Annotated in this window: 18 protein-coding genes and 3 tRNA genes; 10 read left to right on the forward strand and 11 right to left on the reverse strand. The window is 50.9% G+C overall.

Annotated elements, in window-relative coordinates; genetic code table 11:
- Positions 1 to 133 precede the first annotated feature (133 nt).
- Genes frdD through frdA form a run of 4 tightly spaced genes read right to left on the reverse strand, consistent with a single transcriptional unit; the run spans position 134 to position 3421 of the window.
- The gene (frdD, locus tag IC617_RS15625) at positions 134 to 496 is read right to left on the reverse strand and encodes a fumarate reductase subunit FrdD (protein ID WP_191145925.1); all 363 of its coding nucleotides are present in this window, start codon (positions 494 to 496) and stop codon (positions 134 to 136) included.
- Positions 493 to 894 carry a fumarate reductase subunit C gene (locus IC617_RS15630; protein ID WP_191145926.1) on the reverse strand — a complete coding sequence of 134 codons (402 nt, stop codon included), beginning with the start codon at positions 892 to 894 and terminating at the stop codon, positions 493 to 495. The genes frdD and IC617_RS15630 overlap by 4 nt, the downstream gene beginning before the upstream one ends.
- Positions 891 to 1637 carry a succinate dehydrogenase/fumarate reductase iron-sulfur subunit gene (locus tag IC617_RS15635; protein ID WP_224746063.1) on the reverse strand — a complete coding sequence of 249 codons (747 nt, stop codon included), beginning with the start codon at positions 1635 to 1637 and terminating at the stop codon, positions 891 to 893. The genes IC617_RS15630 and IC617_RS15635 overlap by 4 nt, the downstream gene beginning before the upstream one ends.
- A complete protein-coding gene (gene frdA, locus IC617_RS15640; protein ID WP_191145927.1) occupies positions 1634 to 3421 on the reverse strand; it encodes a fumarate reductase (quinol) flavoprotein subunit in 1788 nt (595 codons plus the stop codon). Before frdA ends, IC617_RS15635 begins: the two co-directional genes overlap by 4 nt.
- Before the next feature lie 335 nt (positions 3422 to 3756).
- Between frdA and IC617_RS15645 the strand changes: the two genes are divergently transcribed.
- From IC617_RS15645 to IC617_RS15660, 4 genes are all read left to right on the forward strand, one after another.
- On the forward strand, positions 3757 to 4062 hold the full coding sequence (locus tag IC617_RS15645; protein WP_191145928.1) for a hypothetical protein: 306 nt from the start codon (positions 3757 to 3759) through the stop codon (positions 4060 to 4062).
- Between the two features lie 79 nt (positions 4063 to 4141).
- Entirely contained in the window at positions 4142 to 5431 is a 1290-nt protein-coding gene (locus tag IC617_RS15650) for a hypothetical protein (RefSeq protein ID WP_191145929.1), read from the forward strand.
- Positions 5412 to 6332, forward strand: a complete 921-nt coding sequence (locus IC617_RS15655) for a metal ABC transporter solute-binding protein, Zn/Mn family (protein ID WP_191145930.1) — start codon at positions 5412 to 5414, stop codon at positions 6330 to 6332. The genes IC617_RS15650 and IC617_RS15655 overlap by 20 nt, the downstream gene beginning before the upstream one ends.
- A complete protein-coding gene (locus IC617_RS15660) occupies positions 6325 to 7089 on the forward strand; it encodes a metal ABC transporter permease (protein ID WP_191145931.1) in 765 nt (254 codons plus the stop codon). The genes IC617_RS15655 and IC617_RS15660 overlap by 8 nt, the downstream gene beginning before the upstream one ends.
- A gap of 540 nt (positions 7090 to 7629) precedes the next feature.
- Here the strand turns inward: IC617_RS15660 and IC617_RS15665 are convergent.
- The 3 genes from IC617_RS15665 to IC617_RS15675 are packed head-to-tail and all read right to left on the reverse strand — an operon-like array spanning position 7630 to position 10206.
- Positions 7630 to 8052 (reverse strand): hypothetical protein, encoded by a 423-nt coding sequence (locus IC617_RS15665; RefSeq protein WP_191145932.1) that lies wholly within the window; start codon positions 8050 to 8052, stop codon positions 7630 to 7632.
- Positions 8049 to 8789, reverse strand: coding sequence for a glycerophosphodiester phosphodiesterase (locus tag IC617_RS15670; RefSeq protein ID WP_191145933.1), 741 nt, complete (start codon positions 8787 to 8789; stop codon positions 8049 to 8051). The genes IC617_RS15665 and IC617_RS15670 overlap by 4 nt, the downstream gene beginning before the upstream one ends.
- 22 nt (positions 8790 to 8811) lie before the next feature.
- Positions 8812 to 10206, reverse strand: a complete 1395-nt coding sequence (locus tag IC617_RS15675; RefSeq protein WP_224746064.1) for an SLC13 family permease — start codon at positions 10204 to 10206, stop codon at positions 8812 to 8814.
- 303 nt (positions 10207 to 10509) lie between these two features.
- Here IC617_RS15675 and prsT point away from each other — a divergent pair, with 303 nt between their 5' ends.
- Positions 10510 to 13311, forward strand: a complete 2802-nt coding sequence (prsT, locus tag IC617_RS15680) for an XrtA/PEP-CTERM system TPR-repeat protein PrsT (RefSeq protein ID WP_191145935.1) — start codon at positions 10510 to 10512, stop codon at positions 13309 to 13311.
- Positions 13312 to 13492: 181 nt separating this feature from the next.
- Positions 13493 to 14341 (forward strand): GEVED domain-containing protein, encoded by an 849-nt coding sequence (locus tag IC617_RS15685; protein ID WP_191145936.1) that lies wholly within the window; start codon positions 13493 to 13495, stop codon positions 14339 to 14341.
- A gap of 49 nt (positions 14342 to 14390) precedes the next feature.
- Here the strand turns inward: IC617_RS15685 and IC617_RS15690 are convergent, their stop codons facing one another.
- The 3 genes from IC617_RS15690 to rsgA are packed head-to-tail and all read right to left on the reverse strand — an operon-like array spanning position 14391 to position 17255.
- The gene (locus tag IC617_RS15690) at positions 14391 to 15278 is read right to left on the reverse strand and encodes a DMT family transporter (protein ID WP_191145937.1); all 888 of its coding nucleotides are present in this window, start codon (positions 15276 to 15278) and stop codon (positions 14391 to 14393) included.
- Positions 15279 to 16145 carry an archaetidylserine decarboxylase gene (gene asd / locus IC617_RS15695; protein ID WP_191145982.1) on the reverse strand — a complete coding sequence of 289 codons (867 nt, stop codon included), beginning with the start codon at positions 16143 to 16145 and terminating at the stop codon, positions 15279 to 15281.
- 60 nt (positions 16146 to 16205) lie between these two features.
- Entirely contained in the window at positions 16206 to 17255 is a 1050-nt protein-coding gene (gene rsgA, locus IC617_RS15700; protein WP_191145938.1) for a small ribosomal subunit biogenesis GTPase RsgA, read from the reverse strand.
- 90 nt (positions 17256 to 17345) lie between these two features.
- On the opposite strand from rsgA, the gene orn reads away from it, so the two are divergent.
- The 4 genes from orn (at position 17346) to IC617_RS15720 (ending at position 18263) form a co-directional block, all read left to right on the forward strand.
- The gene (gene orn / locus IC617_RS15705) at positions 17346 to 17885 is read left to right on the forward strand and encodes an oligoribonuclease (RefSeq protein WP_191145939.1); all 540 of its coding nucleotides are present in this window, start codon (positions 17346 to 17348) and stop codon (positions 17883 to 17885) included.
- Positions 17886 to 17986: 101 nt separating this feature from the next.
- Positions 17987 to 18062: transfer RNA gene (locus tag IC617_RS15710), tRNA-Gly, on the forward strand.
- A 28-nt stretch (positions 18063 to 18090) separates the two neighbouring features.
- Positions 18091 to 18166 (forward strand) — tRNA-Gly (locus IC617_RS15715).
- 21 nt (positions 18167 to 18187) lie between these two features.
- A tRNA-Gly gene (locus IC617_RS15720) sits at positions 18188 to 18263 on the forward strand.
- Between the two features lie 14 nt (positions 18264 to 18277).
- Here the strand turns inward: IC617_RS15720 and IC617_RS15725 are convergent.
- The gene (locus IC617_RS15725; RefSeq protein WP_191145940.1) at positions 18278 to 18871 is read right to left on the reverse strand and encodes a hypothetical protein; all 594 of its coding nucleotides are present in this window, start codon (positions 18869 to 18871) and stop codon (positions 18278 to 18280) included.
- Positions 18872 to 18917 lie beyond the last annotated feature (46 nt).

Here is an 18917-nt window from a genome sequence, read left to right on the forward strand (position 1 = left end):
GTGCTGTGGCAAGGATGGCTCAAATTACAAGCCATCCTTGAAGGGTACGAATTAGCCAAGTCTCTTGAACTCTAAGATGTGATCAAGAGACAGCCGAGTTTCGGTGGCTTTTTTGATCGGGGCGACCTCATCGTTAAATCGCAATCAGATAGGCACCAGCGGCGATCGAGACAACAAAGGCCATGCCATACCAGAACAGTTTGAAGAAACCGCGAGCAGTATCAATCTTCAAATCGTGCATAGCATGGAAGATGCGGTGACAAGCGTGCCACATTGGGAACGCGATCACCGCTAGCAAAATAATCTTGCCCAGCCAGTTGCTGGCAAATGCATTGACGCTGGCATAATCCAACTGCAACACGCCGAGCGGCACTAGAATACCGGTGATCAGGATCAGCGCTGGGGTGGCAAATGCTGCAACCACGCCGCCGGCACCAAACAAGCCCCAAAAGATAGGCTCATCGGCACGATGATATGTTTTGCCTGACTTACTCATGCGGCACCTCCCCAAGCGACAAAGCCAAGAATCACGATGGTGGCAATAACAAAGACGATGTAATGGCCGACGACCACCGGCTTGTCACTGATTTTCTGATCGCCTTTTTGCAAATGCATGGCCTTTGGCGCCAGCGAGAACCAAGTTATGGCGTGGTATAAGCAGGCGACTAAAGCGATCAAATGAAAGCCAATGTAGATAGGGTTTTCCATGTGACCAAGCCAGTTATTCCACGCCGCTTCGCCTTTGACCAGTGCGGCCAGTCCCCACAACATGATCAGCGAATAAAGACCAACAAAAATACTGGTGCCTTCGCGCAGCATATACAGGGTATGGAATCGATTGGCCATAAACCAATTGGCTGGCATCGGTTTTACATAAGGTTTGCGCTTACTCATGATGGCCTCCGTGGACGAAGTTTTGACATCACAAAGTCGGTGCTGCTTTCGACTTTGCCTTGCTGGATTGCCGATGCCGGATCGACACCTTTTGGACAAACTTCCGAGCAATAGCCGACAAAGGTACAACCCCAGACACCTTCCTCGGCATTGACGATATCAATCCGCTCGTCACGGCCTTGGTCGCGGGAATCTTGGTTGTAGCGGTGTAGCAAAGTCAGGGCTGCTGGTCCCATGAATTCGTTGTTGAGGCCATACTGAGGACAAGCGGCATAACAAAGCCCGCAGTTGATGCACAGGCTGTATTGACGATATCGAGTGAGCTGAGCGGGCGTTTGTAGGTGCTCACCATCGTCCACCGATACCGCATCTTGGCGAATAATGTAGGGCTTAATTTCTTCGAGCTTTTCCACAAAATCGCCGATGTCAGCGACCAAGTCCCGCTCGATTGGGAAGTTGGCCAATGATTCCACCGTGATACCGGTGTTGAGGTAATCTCGCAGAAAGGTTTTACAACCGAGTTTGGGCACACCATTGACCATGTAACCGCAAGAGCCACAAATGGCCATTCGGCATGACCAGCGATAACTCAAGGTGCCATCTAGATTATCTTTGATGTAATGGAGGGCATCGATGATCGACATATCGTCGGCATACGGCACTTCAAACTCTTGCATGAAGGGGGCGTCGTCTTGCTCCGGGCGATAACGCTGGACCTTGACGCGCATCATCGCGCTATTCATTTTGCACCTCCTTCTTGTTCTTGCGCTTCGGCGGCGGCACCGTAGACTCGCTCTTTCGGCTGTGATTTGGTGATCACTACATCCTGATATTGAATATCGGGAATGCCGTCTTCGCGGTAAAACGCCAACGTATGTTTCAGGTAATTTTCATCATCGCGTTGTTCATAGCCATCAATACGCTGATGTGAACCACGAGATTCTTTACGATTGATCGCCGAGTGAGCCATGACGGTTGCAACATCAAGCATGTAACCAAACTCGATGGCATTGAGCCATTCGGTATTGAACACCGTTGATTCGTCATCAAGCTTCAGATTGCCAAGGCGAACGCGCAATTCTTTCAGCTCGTCGATGGCGGTTTGCATCAACCCTTCTTCACGATAAATACCAACGCCGCGCTCCATGGTTTCGATCAACTGTTGGCGCAAATCGCCTAGCTTCTCGGTGCCGTTGGACTGACTGCGAATGGCTTCGGCAGCAGCAATTGACGCTTCGGCTTGGGCAATGGCGTCGGCTTCGCTAATGTGGTCGACTTCAAGCGAACGGGCGCCAGCATTTTCACCGGCCACTCGCCCGAGTACGGCTAATTCTGCCAGCGAGTTTGAACCCAAGCGGTTGGCGCCGTGTAAGCCTGAGCTGGCACATTCACCAATTGCAAATAACCCTTTGACGGTGGTTTCACAATTTGGATCGACGTAGATGCCGCCCATGGTGTAGTGGACGGTCGGTCGCACTGGGATTGGTTCATGAACTGGGTCAACGCCGACATAGGCTTTGGCTAGTTCGCGGATGAATGGCAGGCGTTCGTTGATTTTCTTTTCACCCAAGTGACGCAGGTCAAGGTGGCTGACCATGCCCCATTTGGAATCAATCATGTTGCCTTTTTTCTCTTCGTGCCAGAAGGCCTGTGAAACTCGGTCACGCGGGCCCAGCTCCATGTATTTGTTTTTCGGCTCGCCGAGTGGCGTTTCGGGGCCCATGCCATAATCTTGCAGATAGCGATAGCCATCTTTATTGACCAGAATGCCGCCCTCGCCGCGACAGCCTTCGGTCATCAAAATGCCGGTGCCGGGCAGTGCGGTCGGGTGATACTGAACAAATTCCATATCGCGTAGGGCAACGCCATGGCGATAAGCTAGCGCCATGCCATCGCCAGTCACAATGCCGCCATTGGTGTTGTAGCGATAGACGCGGCCTGCACCGCCGGTGGCTAGGATCACTGATTTTGCGCGGATCAGATGATAAGTGCCTTCGGCTAAGTTGATCATTACCAGACCTTTGACTGCGCCATTCTCAACGATTAAATCGTGGCAGAAGAACTCGTCATAGCGGGTGATATTGCTGTATTTGGTCGAGGTCTGGAATAGGGTGTGGAGCATGTGGAAGCCGGTTTTGTCGGCGGCAAACCAAGTCCGTTCAATCTTCATGCCGCCGAAGGCGCGGACGTTGACATGGCCACTTTCTTTACGGCTCCAGGGGCAGCCCCAGTGCTCGAGTTGTAGCATTTCTTTTTTCGATTGCTCAACGAAGTATTCGACCACGTTTTGGTCGCATAACCAGTCGCCGCCGGCGACCGTGTCGTTGAAGTGATTATCCAGTGTGTCGTGATCTTGTACTACCGCTGCCGACCCGCCTTCTGCCGCCACCGTGTGGCTGCGCATAGGGTAGACTTTGGAAACTAGGGCAATACTCGAATCTGGATATTTTTCGGCAGCAGCAATGGCGGCGCGCAAGCCTCCACCACCGGCACCGACAATCGCGATATCGGTTGTGATTATGTCCACTAATGTTCTCCCAAGAACTGGCTCTATTTAATTGTTGTAGGGCTGTCCCGATGGTACTGATACGTACCTGAATATAGGTTGATCTTGATCTTTTTTTCCGGCAGTTGTGAAAAGGCGCTGCCAGAGTTGTTAACTATAGGTCGTTGTTGCATTTTTACCGCAATTGTTAGTCTGCAAATTGGATCAAAGAAGGACCATATGAGGGGGCAATTAGCCGCAGTTGTTGAACTCGGATGACAAGTTTGGTTAACAACTTGTCTTATTTTTGTCATTGATTAACTTTTAGCTTGGCTATAGCATGAGCCGGTTCACATAATCACCAGATTAATTAGTCGATGTTTCAACGGTTCACTCCAAACCACCGAATTTGGCTCCTTGCCATGTTGGTGGTCGCTTTGCTCGGATTGCAGCTTGCTGCAAGCTGGCATAGTGCCGATCACGTCCATGAGGATGAGGGTCAGCATGTGGTGTGTACCTTGTGTCTGGTCAAGCATTCAGTCGCTGTCAGCTCGACGCCGGCTGCCGCGTTAATTGCCTCGCTGTGTTTACTCAGTTTGGCAAGACGCATCCGTATTGTTACTTCCAAACCTTTAGCGCCAACGTTTGCAACCAGTTGTCGCGGCCCCCCAGCTGTTATCTAGCTTTTTCTTTTCTTACAACACCTAACTAAACACATGCTCACAACGGCAGGATGAGTCGTTGTGCTTTGGGAGAATAACAATGCAAAAATCCACTACTGTTCTAGCGGCAGCGATCACTGCTGCGTTGGCTGTTGCTGCAGCGCCTGCTGCAGCTGAAGAAGCCAAGTCTGGACTGAATAACATTAACGTCAGTGCCATCTTAAATGGCGGTTTTACCTCACGGGATGAGGACTTCACTGGTATTTCTGGCTTGCCGATTGATGGCGACCATGCATCGGGTCCCCAAGATGGATTCTGGCTGGATCATTCTGAGTTGGCTTTGTCGGGCGCTGCCGATGACATGATTTACGGCAAAATGACGGTGGTACTTGAAGACCATGATGGCGACACTGAAGTCGAGCTGGAGGAAGCCTTTATTCAAACCATGGGGCTGCCGCATGGCTTGGCGATTCGCGCCGGTCGCTTTATGTCGAACGTTGGCTACCTCAATGCAAAGCACACTCACACCGATTACTACGCCGATCGCCCAATTGCCTATCGTGGCTTGCTGGGCCGCCATTATTACGATGACGGTGTTCGTTTGAACTGGGTTGCGCCAACCGATTTTTATCTGGAATTTGGTGTTGAGGCTTTTAAAGGTGGCCAATTCCCAGCGGCCTCCGGCGATACCGTCGGCAGCCATGTGGTGTATTCAAAAATTGGGGACGACATTAGTGAAAGCTTAAGCTGGCAGGGTGGCTTGGCATGGATGAAAACCGATGTCGATCCGGACCACTGCTCGAGCCATGATCACGGCCATGATGATGAACACGATGAACATGACGAACACGAAGAGCATCATGATGATCACGACGAGCATGAAGAACACGAAGCTGGTCCTGCATTCTGTGAGTTCGACGGTGACAAAGACTTCTATGTTGCTGACTTTGTGTTGAAATGGGCTCCAGGCGGCAACTACAAGTATCAGTCGGTGACTTGGCAGACTGAGTGGATCAAAGTTGACGAAGATGGTGCTGTGTTCCACGAAGAACATGACGATCACGAGGAAGAAGAGCACGAAGAACACGGCGAGTGGGAAGCGTTTGATGCTGACAATACTGGCTGGTACACCTCGTTGGTTTATCAATGGTCACCACACTGGGCGGCTGGTGTTCGCTACAGTGAAATTGATGCCGATGACGCCTATGCTGAGGAAGGTTTTGACAGTCCAAAAGCGTATGACTTTATGTTGCAGTACAACTTCTCTCACTTCTCGTTATTGCGATTCCAATATACTCGCGATGAGAGCCAAGCCGATGGCGTAGAGGACAATGTCTTCACTCTGCAATACACAACTGCGATAGGAGACCATGGTGCGCACATGTTCTAAAATGTGGGCTGTTGCGTTGACGGTGCTGCTCAGTGCAGCAGCACCAGCTCGGGCGCTGAACATCTTTGCTTGCGAACCCGAGTGGGCTTCGTTAGCCAAAGAGCTAGCGCCTGAAGCTGATATTTACAGCGCAACCACTGCTTATCAAGACCCTCATTATGTTCAGGCTCGACCGAGCTTAATTGCCAAGCTTCGCCGTGCCGATCTATTCGTGTGTTCTGGTTCCGAGCTTGAAATCGGCTGGTTGCCAGCGCTGCAAATGCGCGCCAATAACAGCAAGGTCAGAGATGGCCAACCCGGCGCCTTCTATGCCGCTGAACAAGTCGAGCGGTTAGATGTGCTAGGCAAAGTCGACCGCAGCATGGGCGATGTGCATGGTGGCGGCAATCCTCATGTCCATTGGTCGCCGACTCGCATCGAGCAAATCGCTAAAGCCCTCACTCAGCGCTTAATCGTTATCGAGCCAGCCAATGCAGAACGCTACCAGCAACAACTCGCGTCGTTCTTGCAGCGCTGGCAGACCCAGCGTGAACAATGGGCTGCCCAAGCATCGAGCTTAAATGGGGTGCAGGTGGTGTCATACCACACCAGCTATCGATACCTATATGACTGGTTGGGTATTGAGCAAGTGGGTGATTTAGAGCCAAAGCCGGGGTTGCCGCCAACCAGTGGTCATCTGGCCTCTTTGGTTAGCCTGCACAAGCAAAAGCCTTATCAATTGATTATTTACGCGTCTTACCAAGATGGTAAAGCGGCCAATTGGTTGTCATCTAAGACGGGGACTGCCGTGCTGGGACTGCCATATAGTGTGGATCCAAACAAGGAGCAGCTGGTTGATTTATTTGGGCTGTATCAAACGGCAATCGATCAACTGCTAGCTGCGGTAGCCGCCGATGGCTGATTTGTTACCGATCCTGATACCGGCACTAGTGGCCGGTTTGTTGGTGGTGTCGACCCATGTGCCGCTAGGGTATCAGGTGTTGCGTCGCGGCATTATCTTCATCGATTTGGCGATAGCGCAGGTGGCAGCATTGGGCATTGTGGTGGCGCATCAGCTGCATTTGATGCATACCTTCCATGGCGTTGAATATTTGCTGTCGGTGGTGTTTGCCATGTTCGCTGGCTTGGTGCTGGCGCTGTTGGAAAAACGCTTAAAACAAGAGTTAGAAGCGGTTATTGGTTGCATTTATGTATTAGCAGCAACTGCGGGCTTGCTGGTGTTGGCTCATGATCCACACGGTGGCGAGTTGCTCAAGCAAACCTTGTCGGGCTCTATCCTTTGGGCAACTTGGGATATGTTGGTTTGGCATGGGGTAGTGGTAGCTGGCGTGTTGGTTTTACTGTGGTGGAAGCGCTCGTTATTAAACGGTATTTGGTTCTATCCCATTTTTGCTATTGCGATTACTAGTGCGGTGGATTTAGTCGGCGTCTATCTGGTGTTTGCTAGCTTGATCATGGTGCCGTTGGCGACCAATCGCTTGCCGTCAGGCGCCAAGCGTTTGGCCACTGCTTATGGCTTGTCGATACTGGCTTACGCCGCAGGATTACTGATTTCGGCTTGGTGGGATTTACCGAGCGGAGCGACGTTAGTTTGGTGCTTGGCTGTTGTCGCGCTGGCGTTTGCTTTGCTGGCACAGCGTAAAGCTACCATGGCCTAGCTTTGGTCACTCTCCTTAAAAGTCCCATGAACTGTGTGAAAAGTCGGGCATTAGCGAGTATCGGTGCGTCAGACAGCAGGAATGCTGTCTGTCGAGCGCCCCAAGGATGGGCTTGCAGCGTCAGCGATAATTGCTGATGGCTGGCTTTACCATCCATTTGGGCCATCAAGGAGAATTAGCTGCTTCTAACTCAGACTCGTCGTGAATACTTTGCTGACGGGCTCCTGCCCTTTGCAAAGTCCCGCTCCGGCTTCCTGCCTACGCGACCACTTTATAAAGTTGTCCCATGTCGGCTCTACTGCCGCTTCCCTGCGGCAGAAGCTTGTTTTCGTCCTATTGACAACTCTCCTGAAAAGCCCGTGGACTGTTTGAAAAGCTAGGCATTGGCGAGTATCGGTGCGTCAGACAGCAAGGATGCTGTCTGTCGAGCGACCCAAGGATGGGCTTGCAGCGTCAGCGATAATTGCTAATGGCTGGCTTTGCTATCGACTTAGATGAGCATGGTGAATTAGCTGGTTCTAATTCAGGCTCGTTTGCTAGCTACTCCAACGCCTTTACCAGCTGGGTGACCGCGTTGCGGGTGGCGGTAATCTGGTGGCTGATGGCATCGTTGCTATCGCGATCCGTGGCTAGAGTCGGCCAGTGTTGTTGCCACTGCGCGAATAGTTGCTCAGTGTGCTGGGGCACGGGTGGAGGCATTAATACGCTGAAATCTCGGATCAACAGCACATGATTCCAGCCTTGGAGGTTGTAATCCGTTGGTGGCTGCTCACCGAAATGAGTTTGATGGACCAGTTGCTGCAGAGCTCCCAGTTCCCTGAGCATTTCAAAAGCAGCAAATCTTATGGTTCGGTTATGTTCAGTCACGTCGCTGCGATATTGGCTAGCCGCCAGTGCCGTGACGGCAATAAACAGGCTCACCACACCGACCCATTGTTGCTTCAAGTCGTTGAGCAAACTCATGTCGACACCCCGCTTCCATGGGGCGCTTGTTCTCCAGATGGTTCAATCGGCTTTAATGCGGCAATAGCGCGGCTGGGGAAGTTAGTGAAAATGCCGTCTACACCTTGAGCTTGCAAAGCGATGACATCATCGACCTCGTCTACGGTATAGACCCGCACCTGCAAGCCACGCCGATGAGCATCATCAATGAGATCATCATCGAGATTGGCCACATCAATATGAATCGCCGAGCAGCCGATGCGCTGGGCAAACTCTGCTAAATCCAATGGCACACTGGCGGTCAAACCGGCGTAGTTGTATTGCGGCCAGTTATAACGAAGCTCAGACAATAAGCGATGGTGAAAGCTAGAAACGATCAGTTGCTCTGGGGCAAAGCCGAGTTGCGCTACTGCAAAATCGAGCGCATTGAGCGTTGGTCCAGCCACCTCTTTGTGCTTTAACTCCACGTTGAGCTGGCATCGACCTCGGATACAATCGAGCACTTCGAGTAGCGTTGGGATTTGTTGATCGCCACCGGTTTTCAGTTGTCGGAGTTGCTCAAAGCTAGCATCGCGCAGCCGACCAATACCATTGGTGGTGCGGTGGAGCCAACGGTCATGGAACACCATGACCTGATCATCGGCTAATTGGACATCAATCTCGATGCCATCGGCATCAAATTGAATCGCACGCTCAATGGCGACCAAGGTGTTTTCTGGATGGTCGCCACTGGCGCCACGATGGGCAAAAACCTGCATGCTGAACTCATCAGCTATCGATTCATACTGCAAGTAAACATGCGCTCAGAATAACCGTCAAACCGATTAATGAGACCGCGATGCCAATCTTGGCCATATCTTTGTTATTAATCTTGCCACTGGAATAGGCCAGCGCATTGGGCGGCGTGCTCACTGGCAATACCATGCCCATTGATGCAGATAGTGCCACCACCAACAGCAGCGATGTTGTGCCGGTCAGTTGGCCAGCATCAATGAGTGTTGTTGCTACAGCGACGGCAACCGGCATTAGCAAGTTGGCGGTGGCGGTGTTGGACATCAAGTTGGCCATCAAATAACACAACACGGCTAAACCAATGAACACGCTAGCCAGCGGCAATACGGTGAAGTCGACGGCGTGGGCAATTGCTTCAGCTAGGCCTGTTTTAGACAACGCTATACCAATGGCGATACCACCGGCAACTAGCCAAATGACATCCCAGTTGAACAGTTTCAAATCTTCTTTGCTAATAATGCCGGTAGCAGTGAATACCGCCAGTGGCAGGATAGCCACCACGTAGCTGTTCATGCCGTGCAGCTTGGTCGACAACCACAACAGAATGGTGGTGGCGAAGGTGACGTAAACAATAATCGCGCGCGGCGAGGTACGGAATTTGCGCTTAATGTTGATGTTCAGCTCGGTCATTTTTGGCGGGAAGAATCGCGTCAGCAGAAACCAACCCACTGCCAACATCACAATGACAAAAGGCACGCCAAAGGCCATCCAAGAACCAAAACTAACCGCATTTGCGCCTTCAAGATACTGCAGTGCAATAGCATTGGGGGGCGTGCCAATGGGGGTGCCAATACCGCCGAGGTTGGCTGCGACAGGAATCGACAGCACCAACCCCTTGGCCCCAGGATCGCCCTCTGGTACTGCCGCCAAAACCGGCGCCAGAATCGCCAACATCATCACGGTGGTCGCGGTATTGCTCATGAACATGGAGAACACTGCGGTGATCATCATCAGGCCCAGCATTACGTTTTGCGGCTTATGGCCAAACGGCTTGAGCAATACGCGCGCTAGGTTAATGTCCAGCTCGTATTTGGAGGCCGCCACGGCCAAAGCGAAGCCGCCTAAGAACAGGATGATAATCGGCGAACTGAGGGCGTTGAGAATGCTGGTGTAAGGCAGTAACAAATCAGCGCTGCGAAAATCGGCGACAAGCCAGCCGAGACCGGCGCTCGATAGCATCATTAACTCCAGCGTAATAATCACCACAGATGTGGCGAATACCGGAATCGGCTCCAAAATCCACAGGCCCGCAGCGAGCACGAAAATCGCCAGTAGTCGCTGCTGAATGGGATTCAAGTCAGCTAAAGGTAACCAGTCAGCGGGTAGGATTAATACCAGCACGAATAAGGCGATGCAGATAGCCAGTTTGCGCCACTCGATCATAGAACACTCCATCGTATGGTGAGTCGTCGATGAAAAAAGCTAGAGCCAGTTTAGGAGCACTTGGATTGGTGCTCCTGCGCAGGATCATCTTTTGGTTTGACCTACAAAAAAATATAGCCAGATTGTGATCTATCAAAGTGAAACAGCAAATTTTGCTTGTTTCGCCCTTAGTTTTCGCTCAGCAGCAAATAATCAGCGATTGAAGTTAATGAGAACTTGCTGTTTGGCCTTAAGATTCGTAACTTGGTGGCCATTATTGTAAATGGATTGTTGAAGTTACCGCAGTGGTAATTCGGTCATCATATGTATATCCAGACTCGTTTTTTTATCGCTTTGTTATTCGGCGCCTTCTCTGCTCCGGCGCTTGCTCAGTTGAGCAACTACGAAAAAGGGCTGCAGTCCTACGAGGCCAACAAGGTTGAAGAAGCCTACATCCACCTCAAAAACGCCCTGCAAGATAACCCTGATTACCTCCCTGCACAGATTTTATTAGCAAAAATCCTCATCGATCGGCGCCAATACGCAATGGCCGAGAATGAGCTCGACAGAGCGGCTCGCAAAGGCGCCGATGGCGACATTATTGTTGAGTTGTTGGGGCAGGCATTGTTGGCTCAAGCCAAGTATGAACAGGCATTAAATTATGCCAACCGCATGGTGCTATCCGACGCCGGTGAAGTTCACTATCAACTGGTTCAGGCTCAAGCCCATCGAGCGCTCGGTAATATCGGCCAGGCGGAGTCGATTTACCGCGCCATTGTTCTACAACAGCCGCTGCAACTGAAAGCGAATCTTGGCCTTGCCGCGGTGTTACTGTCACAACAGCAGTTAGATGAAGCCGAGCAGTTACTGGCAACCATAAAGAGCGTTGCGAGCTCTGACAGCCAATACTGGTTACTCGCCGGTCGAGCTCATTATCTACGCGATGATGTGCAACTTGCGCTCGCGGCCTATCAAAAGGCGGTAGAGCTGGCACCAGAAAGTGTCCCTGCGCTTAAAGCATTAGCGATTACTTACTACGTCGATTTGGCTAACTATGACAAAGCACAACAGTCAGTGGAGCAAATTTTGGCCATCGCGCCAAACGATCCCCATGCTCAGCTGATTAAGAGCAACTTGCTAGCGGATCTGAATCAAGACAGTGTTGCCGATCAGGTGCTGATGCAACTTCACAGTCAGTTGTCGCGGGTTGACACTCAATACCTGCTGAAAAGCAGTGAGTTGCTCCTTATCGATAGCGTCACTAGCTACAAATTACAGAAGTGGGAAGAAGCTAGTCGTAAGTTTGAGACCTACCTAGACAAGGAACGTGACGTCAATGCGGCGGTGATGCTGGCCGATACCTACCTGCAGCTTGAACTCTATCCGTCAGCTTTGGCCCTGTTAGATGGCTATAAGAAAGAATTACTGGATAACTTGGATCAGGCGCTGATCCTCGCATCCTTGTATGTTGATTACGGCAAGCTTTATGACAGCCGACATTATTTACCGCAAATCGAGCAGCGTTATCCGGGGGCGCCGTCGTTACTCGTTCTGATGGCAAAAAGTCTGACCAAACGTGGCCAATATGATGAGGCGCTCGCAACCTTATTGCGGGCCACGGATCAGTCAGACCGAGCGTATCAATACGCCTTGGCGACGGCTTATGGCAACGTTGGCCAGCCTCAGCAAGCATTAGCTATTGTCAATGAGCTACTGCAGCAAGAGCCAAATAACCAAGATCATCTGCTGTTCAAAGCACGGTTGTTGGTGCAGCTGCAACAAGCCGACGAAGCCGAAAAAATCGTGGCTGGTTTGTATCAACGCACTCCAGACGAGCGCAATGTGGCCTACGCCTATGCCAGTTTATTGCGCGCCAAAGGACAGCCTCAACAAGCTTTGTCAGTGATCAAGCCGGTCACTCAGGCGCACTCCAGAGATAATCAACTGTGGTATCTGTTAGCCAAAATCGAAACTGACCTTGGTCGAGTTGATGAAGCTGTTGATATTCTCAAAGAAAAGGTCAAAGGCGATCGCCTGACTGTGACCGTTGAGTTGGCCAAAATCTACCATCAGGAGGGGCGTTTTGACGATGCCATGAGCATGGTCGACAGTGCCTTGTATCAAGATCCAAACAATGAAGAAGCCGCTGTGCTCAAGGCGCAGATGCTGATTGAACAACGCGATCGCAAGGGTGCCGATCGCGTGTTGGCCAAATTGAGCCGCTTGTGGGCTGAGAATGCCGCCCGACTGGTGGAGTTGAGCCGCATGCAGCGAGCTAATCAAGCGTTGACCAGTGCTGAGCAATCGCTGCGCCAGGCGCTGGCGTTACAGCCTAGCTCAAGCATCGCCTTTATCGAGTTAATTGAGCTGTCGTTACAACAGCAAAAAGTGTCTGAGGCAAAATCGTTGCTAGCCGATTTTGCTGATTTGGAAGGGGCTTCCGCGGTCTACCTAGAGGTGTTGCGTGGCGATGTCGCCTTGGCGGAAAACAAAACTGAACAAGCTCTGACTCATTATCAAGCTGCATTTAAGCTGGACCCTTTGAACGTCAAATCCTTTACTCGGATGACGCAATTGAGCGCAAGTGCTGAGCGTCAGCAGCAATATGCTCAGTTGGTTGAAGCCCAGCTTGATAAACAGCCGCACAATGACTTTATGCGCCACACTCTGGCCGACTTTTATTTGCAGCACGGCCAGTTCGACCGTGCTCAGCATCATTTGCAACTGTTGCTGACCCAACCTGTGCCCGATTTCCGCAAGGCGGTGGCGCTAAATAACCTGGCGTTTATTCATATTCAAAAGAATAACTATCCGCTGGCGGTATCGACCTCGGCGCAAGCGTTGCAGTTGCTCCCTCAGAATGCCCAGTTTCTCGATACCCACGGTTGGGCATTGACGTTGAACGAGCAGTATTCCGAAGGGTTAGGCTATTTACGAGAGGCGCATGTAAGGGAGTCCTCGGAGATCGAAATTCGATTCCATTTAGCATATGCGCTTGCCAAAACAGGGCGTCAGGCTGAGGCGCGCGCGCTACTCCAGCAACTACCTGATTTTCCGAAAGGTATTGCGGAGCAGAAATTTGCGAATGAACTGTTTTCTGAAATTTTTGTTAATTCTCAAAAATAATCGTCAGAAAAATTTACAATCAGTTTAGAATATATACTCAATTTTTATGGGTTGTTACTTAACTTATTGTAAATTAAGTCTAAATAATGTTGGCTTGATTTGTGCTTATTTACTCCGCGTGAATCGATATTAAATTAAATAACGATACGTAGTTGTTGTACTTTTTGGGTTTGAGCGTCGTATGAAATTACTAGCGGTAAAAATCACACTACTGACAAGTTTGGCTCTAATGAGCGGTTTGTCATACGCAGGTTCGGTCATTAGTTGTTCGAGTAAGTCCATCAATCTTGATTACGGTAATGCTTCAGGCTACGCGCAAGCTTGCCATGAAACGCCAACTTGGCAGCGCCTCGGCAGCAGTTGGGACAGCGAAGCGGCAAACACCAATGGTGACGCGACTGACTCTGATGGCGTTAAATGGCGTATCAAGCAGTCCGACGGCAGTTGGTCAGACTATTCCAACACCGCTACGCTAGAGCAAGGCGATACGGTTGAGTTTCAATTCAGCTTTACCCGCAGCACCACAGGTTATGCCCATAACTACGATCAGCTGAAAGCGTGGGTTGATTGGGACCAAGACTTTAAGTTTGAAGGCCGCAAAAAAGGCGAGCTATTGACTAAAGTGACTTGGGATAAGAATAGAGATTCCGAAGGTAATATTGACGGTGGCGGCGATCCAAACCGTTCGTTAGGTTGGATCGATTCAACTAACCACAGCTTGGGTTATGTAAAGAACAGTGCCGACACCCATGGCTTTTTCTATCAAACCATCACGATTCCAATGGATGCCATGATTGGCGACACTTGGATGCGCGTTCGGGTGGCTTGTTCTGAGTCGATTGTCAATAACGGCGGTGGGGTTTTAAGGCCTAAAGGCTATTTGTATCAAGGTGAAGTGGAAGATTACCTGCTGACCATTGCCAAAAAGACAACGATTACCAAGGTATCAGAGCCTTCAGCGATTGCCTTGATGATGGCAGGTTTCCTGTTGATGGTTGCCCGAGCACGGAAAAAGGCGCGCGTCAGCTAAGTCGCAAAACAGCACAAAAAAGCCCCTTTCGAGGGGCTTTTTTGTGTCTTCAGCTTTTGCTCTGTTTGTGGCCATAAAGTGTCTCGTAAGCCGCAGCTGATAGCACTAAAGCGCCGCCTAAGAGCGTTCGCCAGGTTGGTACATCAGCTAGTATCAACACAGCAAGCGAGGTGCTGTACAAAGGCTGCATACAGGAAATTAAGCCAACTGTTTTTGCCTTTAAATAGCGTAGGCTGGTGGTGTACAAAGAATGAGACAGTGCAGTAAAAACGACGCCAAGAAGGATTAAAAAGGTCCAGTCTTTGCCACTGGCTTGTTGCCAGTCATCAGAGAGAAAGGCTACTAGCGCGAGACCGCCGATGAGGGTTTGATAAAACATCGCCTGGGTGCCGCTATAGTGTGAAAATTGATATTTATACAACAGGTTTCTGGCGGTAAATAGCAAGGCCGAGAACACGCCGGTGAGGATCCCGGCGATGACTTCTGAGTTCTGCGTCGTACCGCTATTCCCCGCGATCAGCCACAATCCGGCAAGCCCGACTAAGCCCATCAATGCGTCCGTGATATGAGGCAGCTGTCGATGCAGCAACGGCTCAATGAGCACGGTCATCAGCGGGTAGGTGTAAAATGCAATCACGCCGATGGCTACGCCAGCATATTGCATTCCGGCAAAGTAAGTCGCCCAGTGCGTCGCCATCAATACGCCCAGTGCGAGCGCGATCAGATAATCTCGCCAGTTATTTAGCCGGACGCGCTCGTTTCGAAACTGAAACAGCGCGATAAAGGTTGCGACCGCAATAAAGCACCGAATAATGGTGATATCGAGCGCTGTGAGCTCGATCAGCTGAGAAAATAGCGCGGTACCGCCAAATAGCAACACGGCGCCGTGTAATGACAGCAGCCCTTTACGTTGCTCGGCGGCAGATTGGCTTGGCATTTATTCGGCTCGGCCAAAGGTCGCCATTGGCTCACCCATTCGAGTCGTCGCTTCTGCTGCCATGGAATCGACAAAGTTAATCGCATCTTTACCAAATAGCATGATGACCGTTGAACCGAGCTTGAAGCGGCCCATCTCATCGCCTTTGTTCAGTGACACTGATGTCGGCCCTTGCGCCGGATACTGCCAGCTGAATACTTGCTTGCCGGCAGGGGGAGTAATGGTGCCGGCCCAAACCGTCTCCATGCTAGCGACAATGGTTGCGCCAACTAGGATTTGCGCCATCGGCCCAACAGGGGTATCAAAAATGCAAACGACGCGCTCATTACGGGCGAATAGCCCTGGCACGTTTTGCGCAGTGAGCGGGTTCACTGAAAAGAGTTTTCCTGGCACATAAATCATCCGCCGTAAGACGCCATCAACCGGCATGTGTACTCGGTGATAATCGGTCGGCGACAAGTAAATTGTGGCAAAGGTGCCGTCATTGAATTGTTCGGCCAACTGGGCATCGCCACCAAGTAGCGCGGTGGCGCTGTATTCGTGACCTTTGGCTTGAAAAATCTGACCGTTATTAATCGCGCCGCACTGGCTTACTGCGCCATCTGCCGGCTGAACTAAGGTGTTGGCAGTGTCGTCAATTGGCCGCGCGCCGGGTTTCAGTGCTCGGGTAAAGAAATCATTAAAAGTCTTATAGCCACCAGGATCAGGGTTGGCCGCCTCGTCCATATTGACCTGATAGCGTTTGATAAACCATTGAATGGTCCGTGTCGTGATTGTTCCGGCTTGAGCTGCTGCTAAGCGGCCTAATAAGCGACTCAGGCCGTGTTGTGGGAAGCAATATTGCAAAGCCACCTTAAGTGAATCTATAGACACGTGTTTACCTCTGTTAAATGAACCGCTGTAGTGTACACATTCGAGTCGCTTAGATCAGCGAACAAAGGTTCGATTACTGCGGTTTTCTTCCATGCTGAGCATGATCTTATGGTAGTTATCGAACCGGAATTGTGGGATTTCGCCTGCATCGAGTGCTGCTCTCACCGCACAGCCAGGGTCTGCTTGGTGTTTGCAGTCGCGAAATTTGCACTGGCTGATCAACGGCAAAAACTCGATATAGCCATTGATAATTTGTTCAGGAGTCAGGTGCCACAAGCCAAACTCGCGCACACCCGGAGAATCAATTAAGCGCCCGCCGCCGGGAAAGCTCAACATCCGCGACGCCGTCGTGGTGTGCTGACCTAAGCCTGAATTTTCTGAAATATCGCCCACGTCAATATCAGCGTCGGGGATTAATTGATTGATCAACGACGATTTTCCTACGCCGGATTGACCAACAAAGATGCTAATTTGGTCATTCAATTTCGGTATTAATTGCTCAATCCCCAGTTGTTGCTTACAACTGATGGTGAGCGTTGGGTAGCCCAATTGCTGGTAATAGGCCAAGCGCTCATCAATGTGCTGTCGTTGCTGCTCATCGGCCAATTCAATTTTGTTGACCAGCAGGGTCGGTGTGATCCCCATGTCTTCAGCGGCAATAATATAGCGGTCGATAATTTGATCAGAAAAATCAGGCAAGACACTGCTGACGACAAACACCTGATCAATGTTGCTGGCGACAATTTTGACGCCATCATAATAATCTGGCCGAGTCATTTGGCTATGGCGTTCTTGCACGGCCTCAACCACGCCGCGGCGCTTATCGCTCTCCCGAGCTTCACGCCAAAGTACCCGATCACCACACACTAGCGACGATACATTGCGGCGGATGTCGCAACGGATCACCTGTCCTTGATTGTCTTCAATATCGGCATGCTGGCCAAAACGGCTGATCACTAAACCGTGCTGCTCTGCGCCGAGCATGTCGTCATCGATTGATGCTCCCGCTTCTGGTTGTTGCTCAACGCCACGCTCAAGTTTGCGCTGGCGGTTCTGTTGAATGCGGCGGATCTGCCCTTTGCTGAGTTTTTTACGTTTCGCCAAGTCGGGTTCCAGTTGGGGTTGATGGTGTCCATTGCTATGATAATACCAATCTGCTTGGATATGTACGGTTAGACGAAAAGGAGTGCATTTGTGGCTAGAGACAGGCGCCTGATCTGGATTGATTTGGAGATGACTGGGTTGGAGCCGATGACAGATGTCATCATTGAGATCGCAACCATAGTCACGGACGATGAGCTAAACGTGATTGCCGAAGGGCCGGTGATTGCGATTCATCAGAGTGATACGGTTTTGGCAGGTATGGATGACTGGTGCACCCGCACCCACACCGAATCTGGACTGGTTGCTCGAATTAAAGCGAGCCAATACTCGGTGCAACAAGCGGAGGCTGAAACACTGGCCTTTCTTAAAGAGCATGTTGACCAAGGCGCTTCGCCGATGTGCGGCAACAGCATTGGCCAAGATCGGCGGTTTATCTACAAATACATGCCCGAGCTGGCTGAATTTTTCCATTATCGCAACATCGATGTCAGCACCTTAAAAGAGCTGGCTCGCCGTTGGCGACCTGACTTAGCACCATTTGCAAAGAAAAACACCCATTTGGCCATGGACGACATTCGCGAGTCGATTGCCGAGTTGGGTTACTATCGTGAACATTTTTTACGCAGCTAAACTGCCCAGAATCAGGGTTTTGAAGCTAATTTCAGAAATTTTCCGATCTGGGCTTGCATCGTCGGCGGATTTGCGTAAAATTCGCATCCGCTTGACGGAACGCGGCACTAGCTCAGCTGGTAGAGCGCAACCTTGCCAAGGTTGAGGTCACGAGTTCGAACCTCGTGTGCCGCTCCAATTCCTCAAGCCCGATCAATACAGTGATGCGGCACTAGCTCAGTTGGTAGAGCGCGACCTTGCCAAGGTCGAGGTCATCGGTTCGAACCCGATGTGCCGCTCCAATTCTCACTGTATATCAATAAGCGGCACTAGCTCAGCTGGTAGAGCGCGACCTTGCCAAGGTCGAGGTCACGAGTTCGAACCTCGTGTGCCGCTCCAATTTTCTCTCTGAATTATCTAATCCGAGTTCGCTCATCAAGCTTGTATGCTTGCCTGATGCAGGCATCAATGCCGCCTCTAATAATCTTTGCTGTTTGCGTCATCGGAATGGTGATGGACGTGTTCAAGGCATTGTTAATCGAGCGAATGGTCAGTCGCTGACCAGAGCTCATTTCTGATAGCAAGGTGCTTGCTCGGCTCATGGCGGTTAGCTGAAGCAACAAGTAGTTACCATCGACTCGCTGCTGTGAATGGCTGGTGAACGTGGCTATCCGCGCGGGGTTGTGATCGATGGCAAAGCGAAACTGATATTGCTGGCCGCCCATACTCTGGTTGAATTGATCGCTAGGGCCGAATTCAAGCTGCAAGGCGGCATTGGTGCATGCCGGTGGGTAACGCTCAAGTACCAGTGCGCCGCGTTTAACGATGCCGGGTGAAAAATCAAAGCGCGACATCACCTTGAGCTGCTCGTTGTCTTCAATGTTGCGCCATTGGCCGTCAATTGCGACGTCATTTGCTCCGTTGTTGGCGTAAGCGACTTTGGCCGCAGGCAAGCAACTAAGCAAGCAACATAAAAAAGCCAAACCAGAACGGCATAGCAAACGCATCTCGATGGCTCTTTTCTTTGACAACATGGCGGCGATTGTAGCGCAA

This window comes from Neiella litorisoli (assembly GCF_014773395.1).
Lineage (GTDB): Bacteria > Pseudomonadota > Gammaproteobacteria > Enterobacterales > Neiellaceae > Neiella > Neiella litorisoli.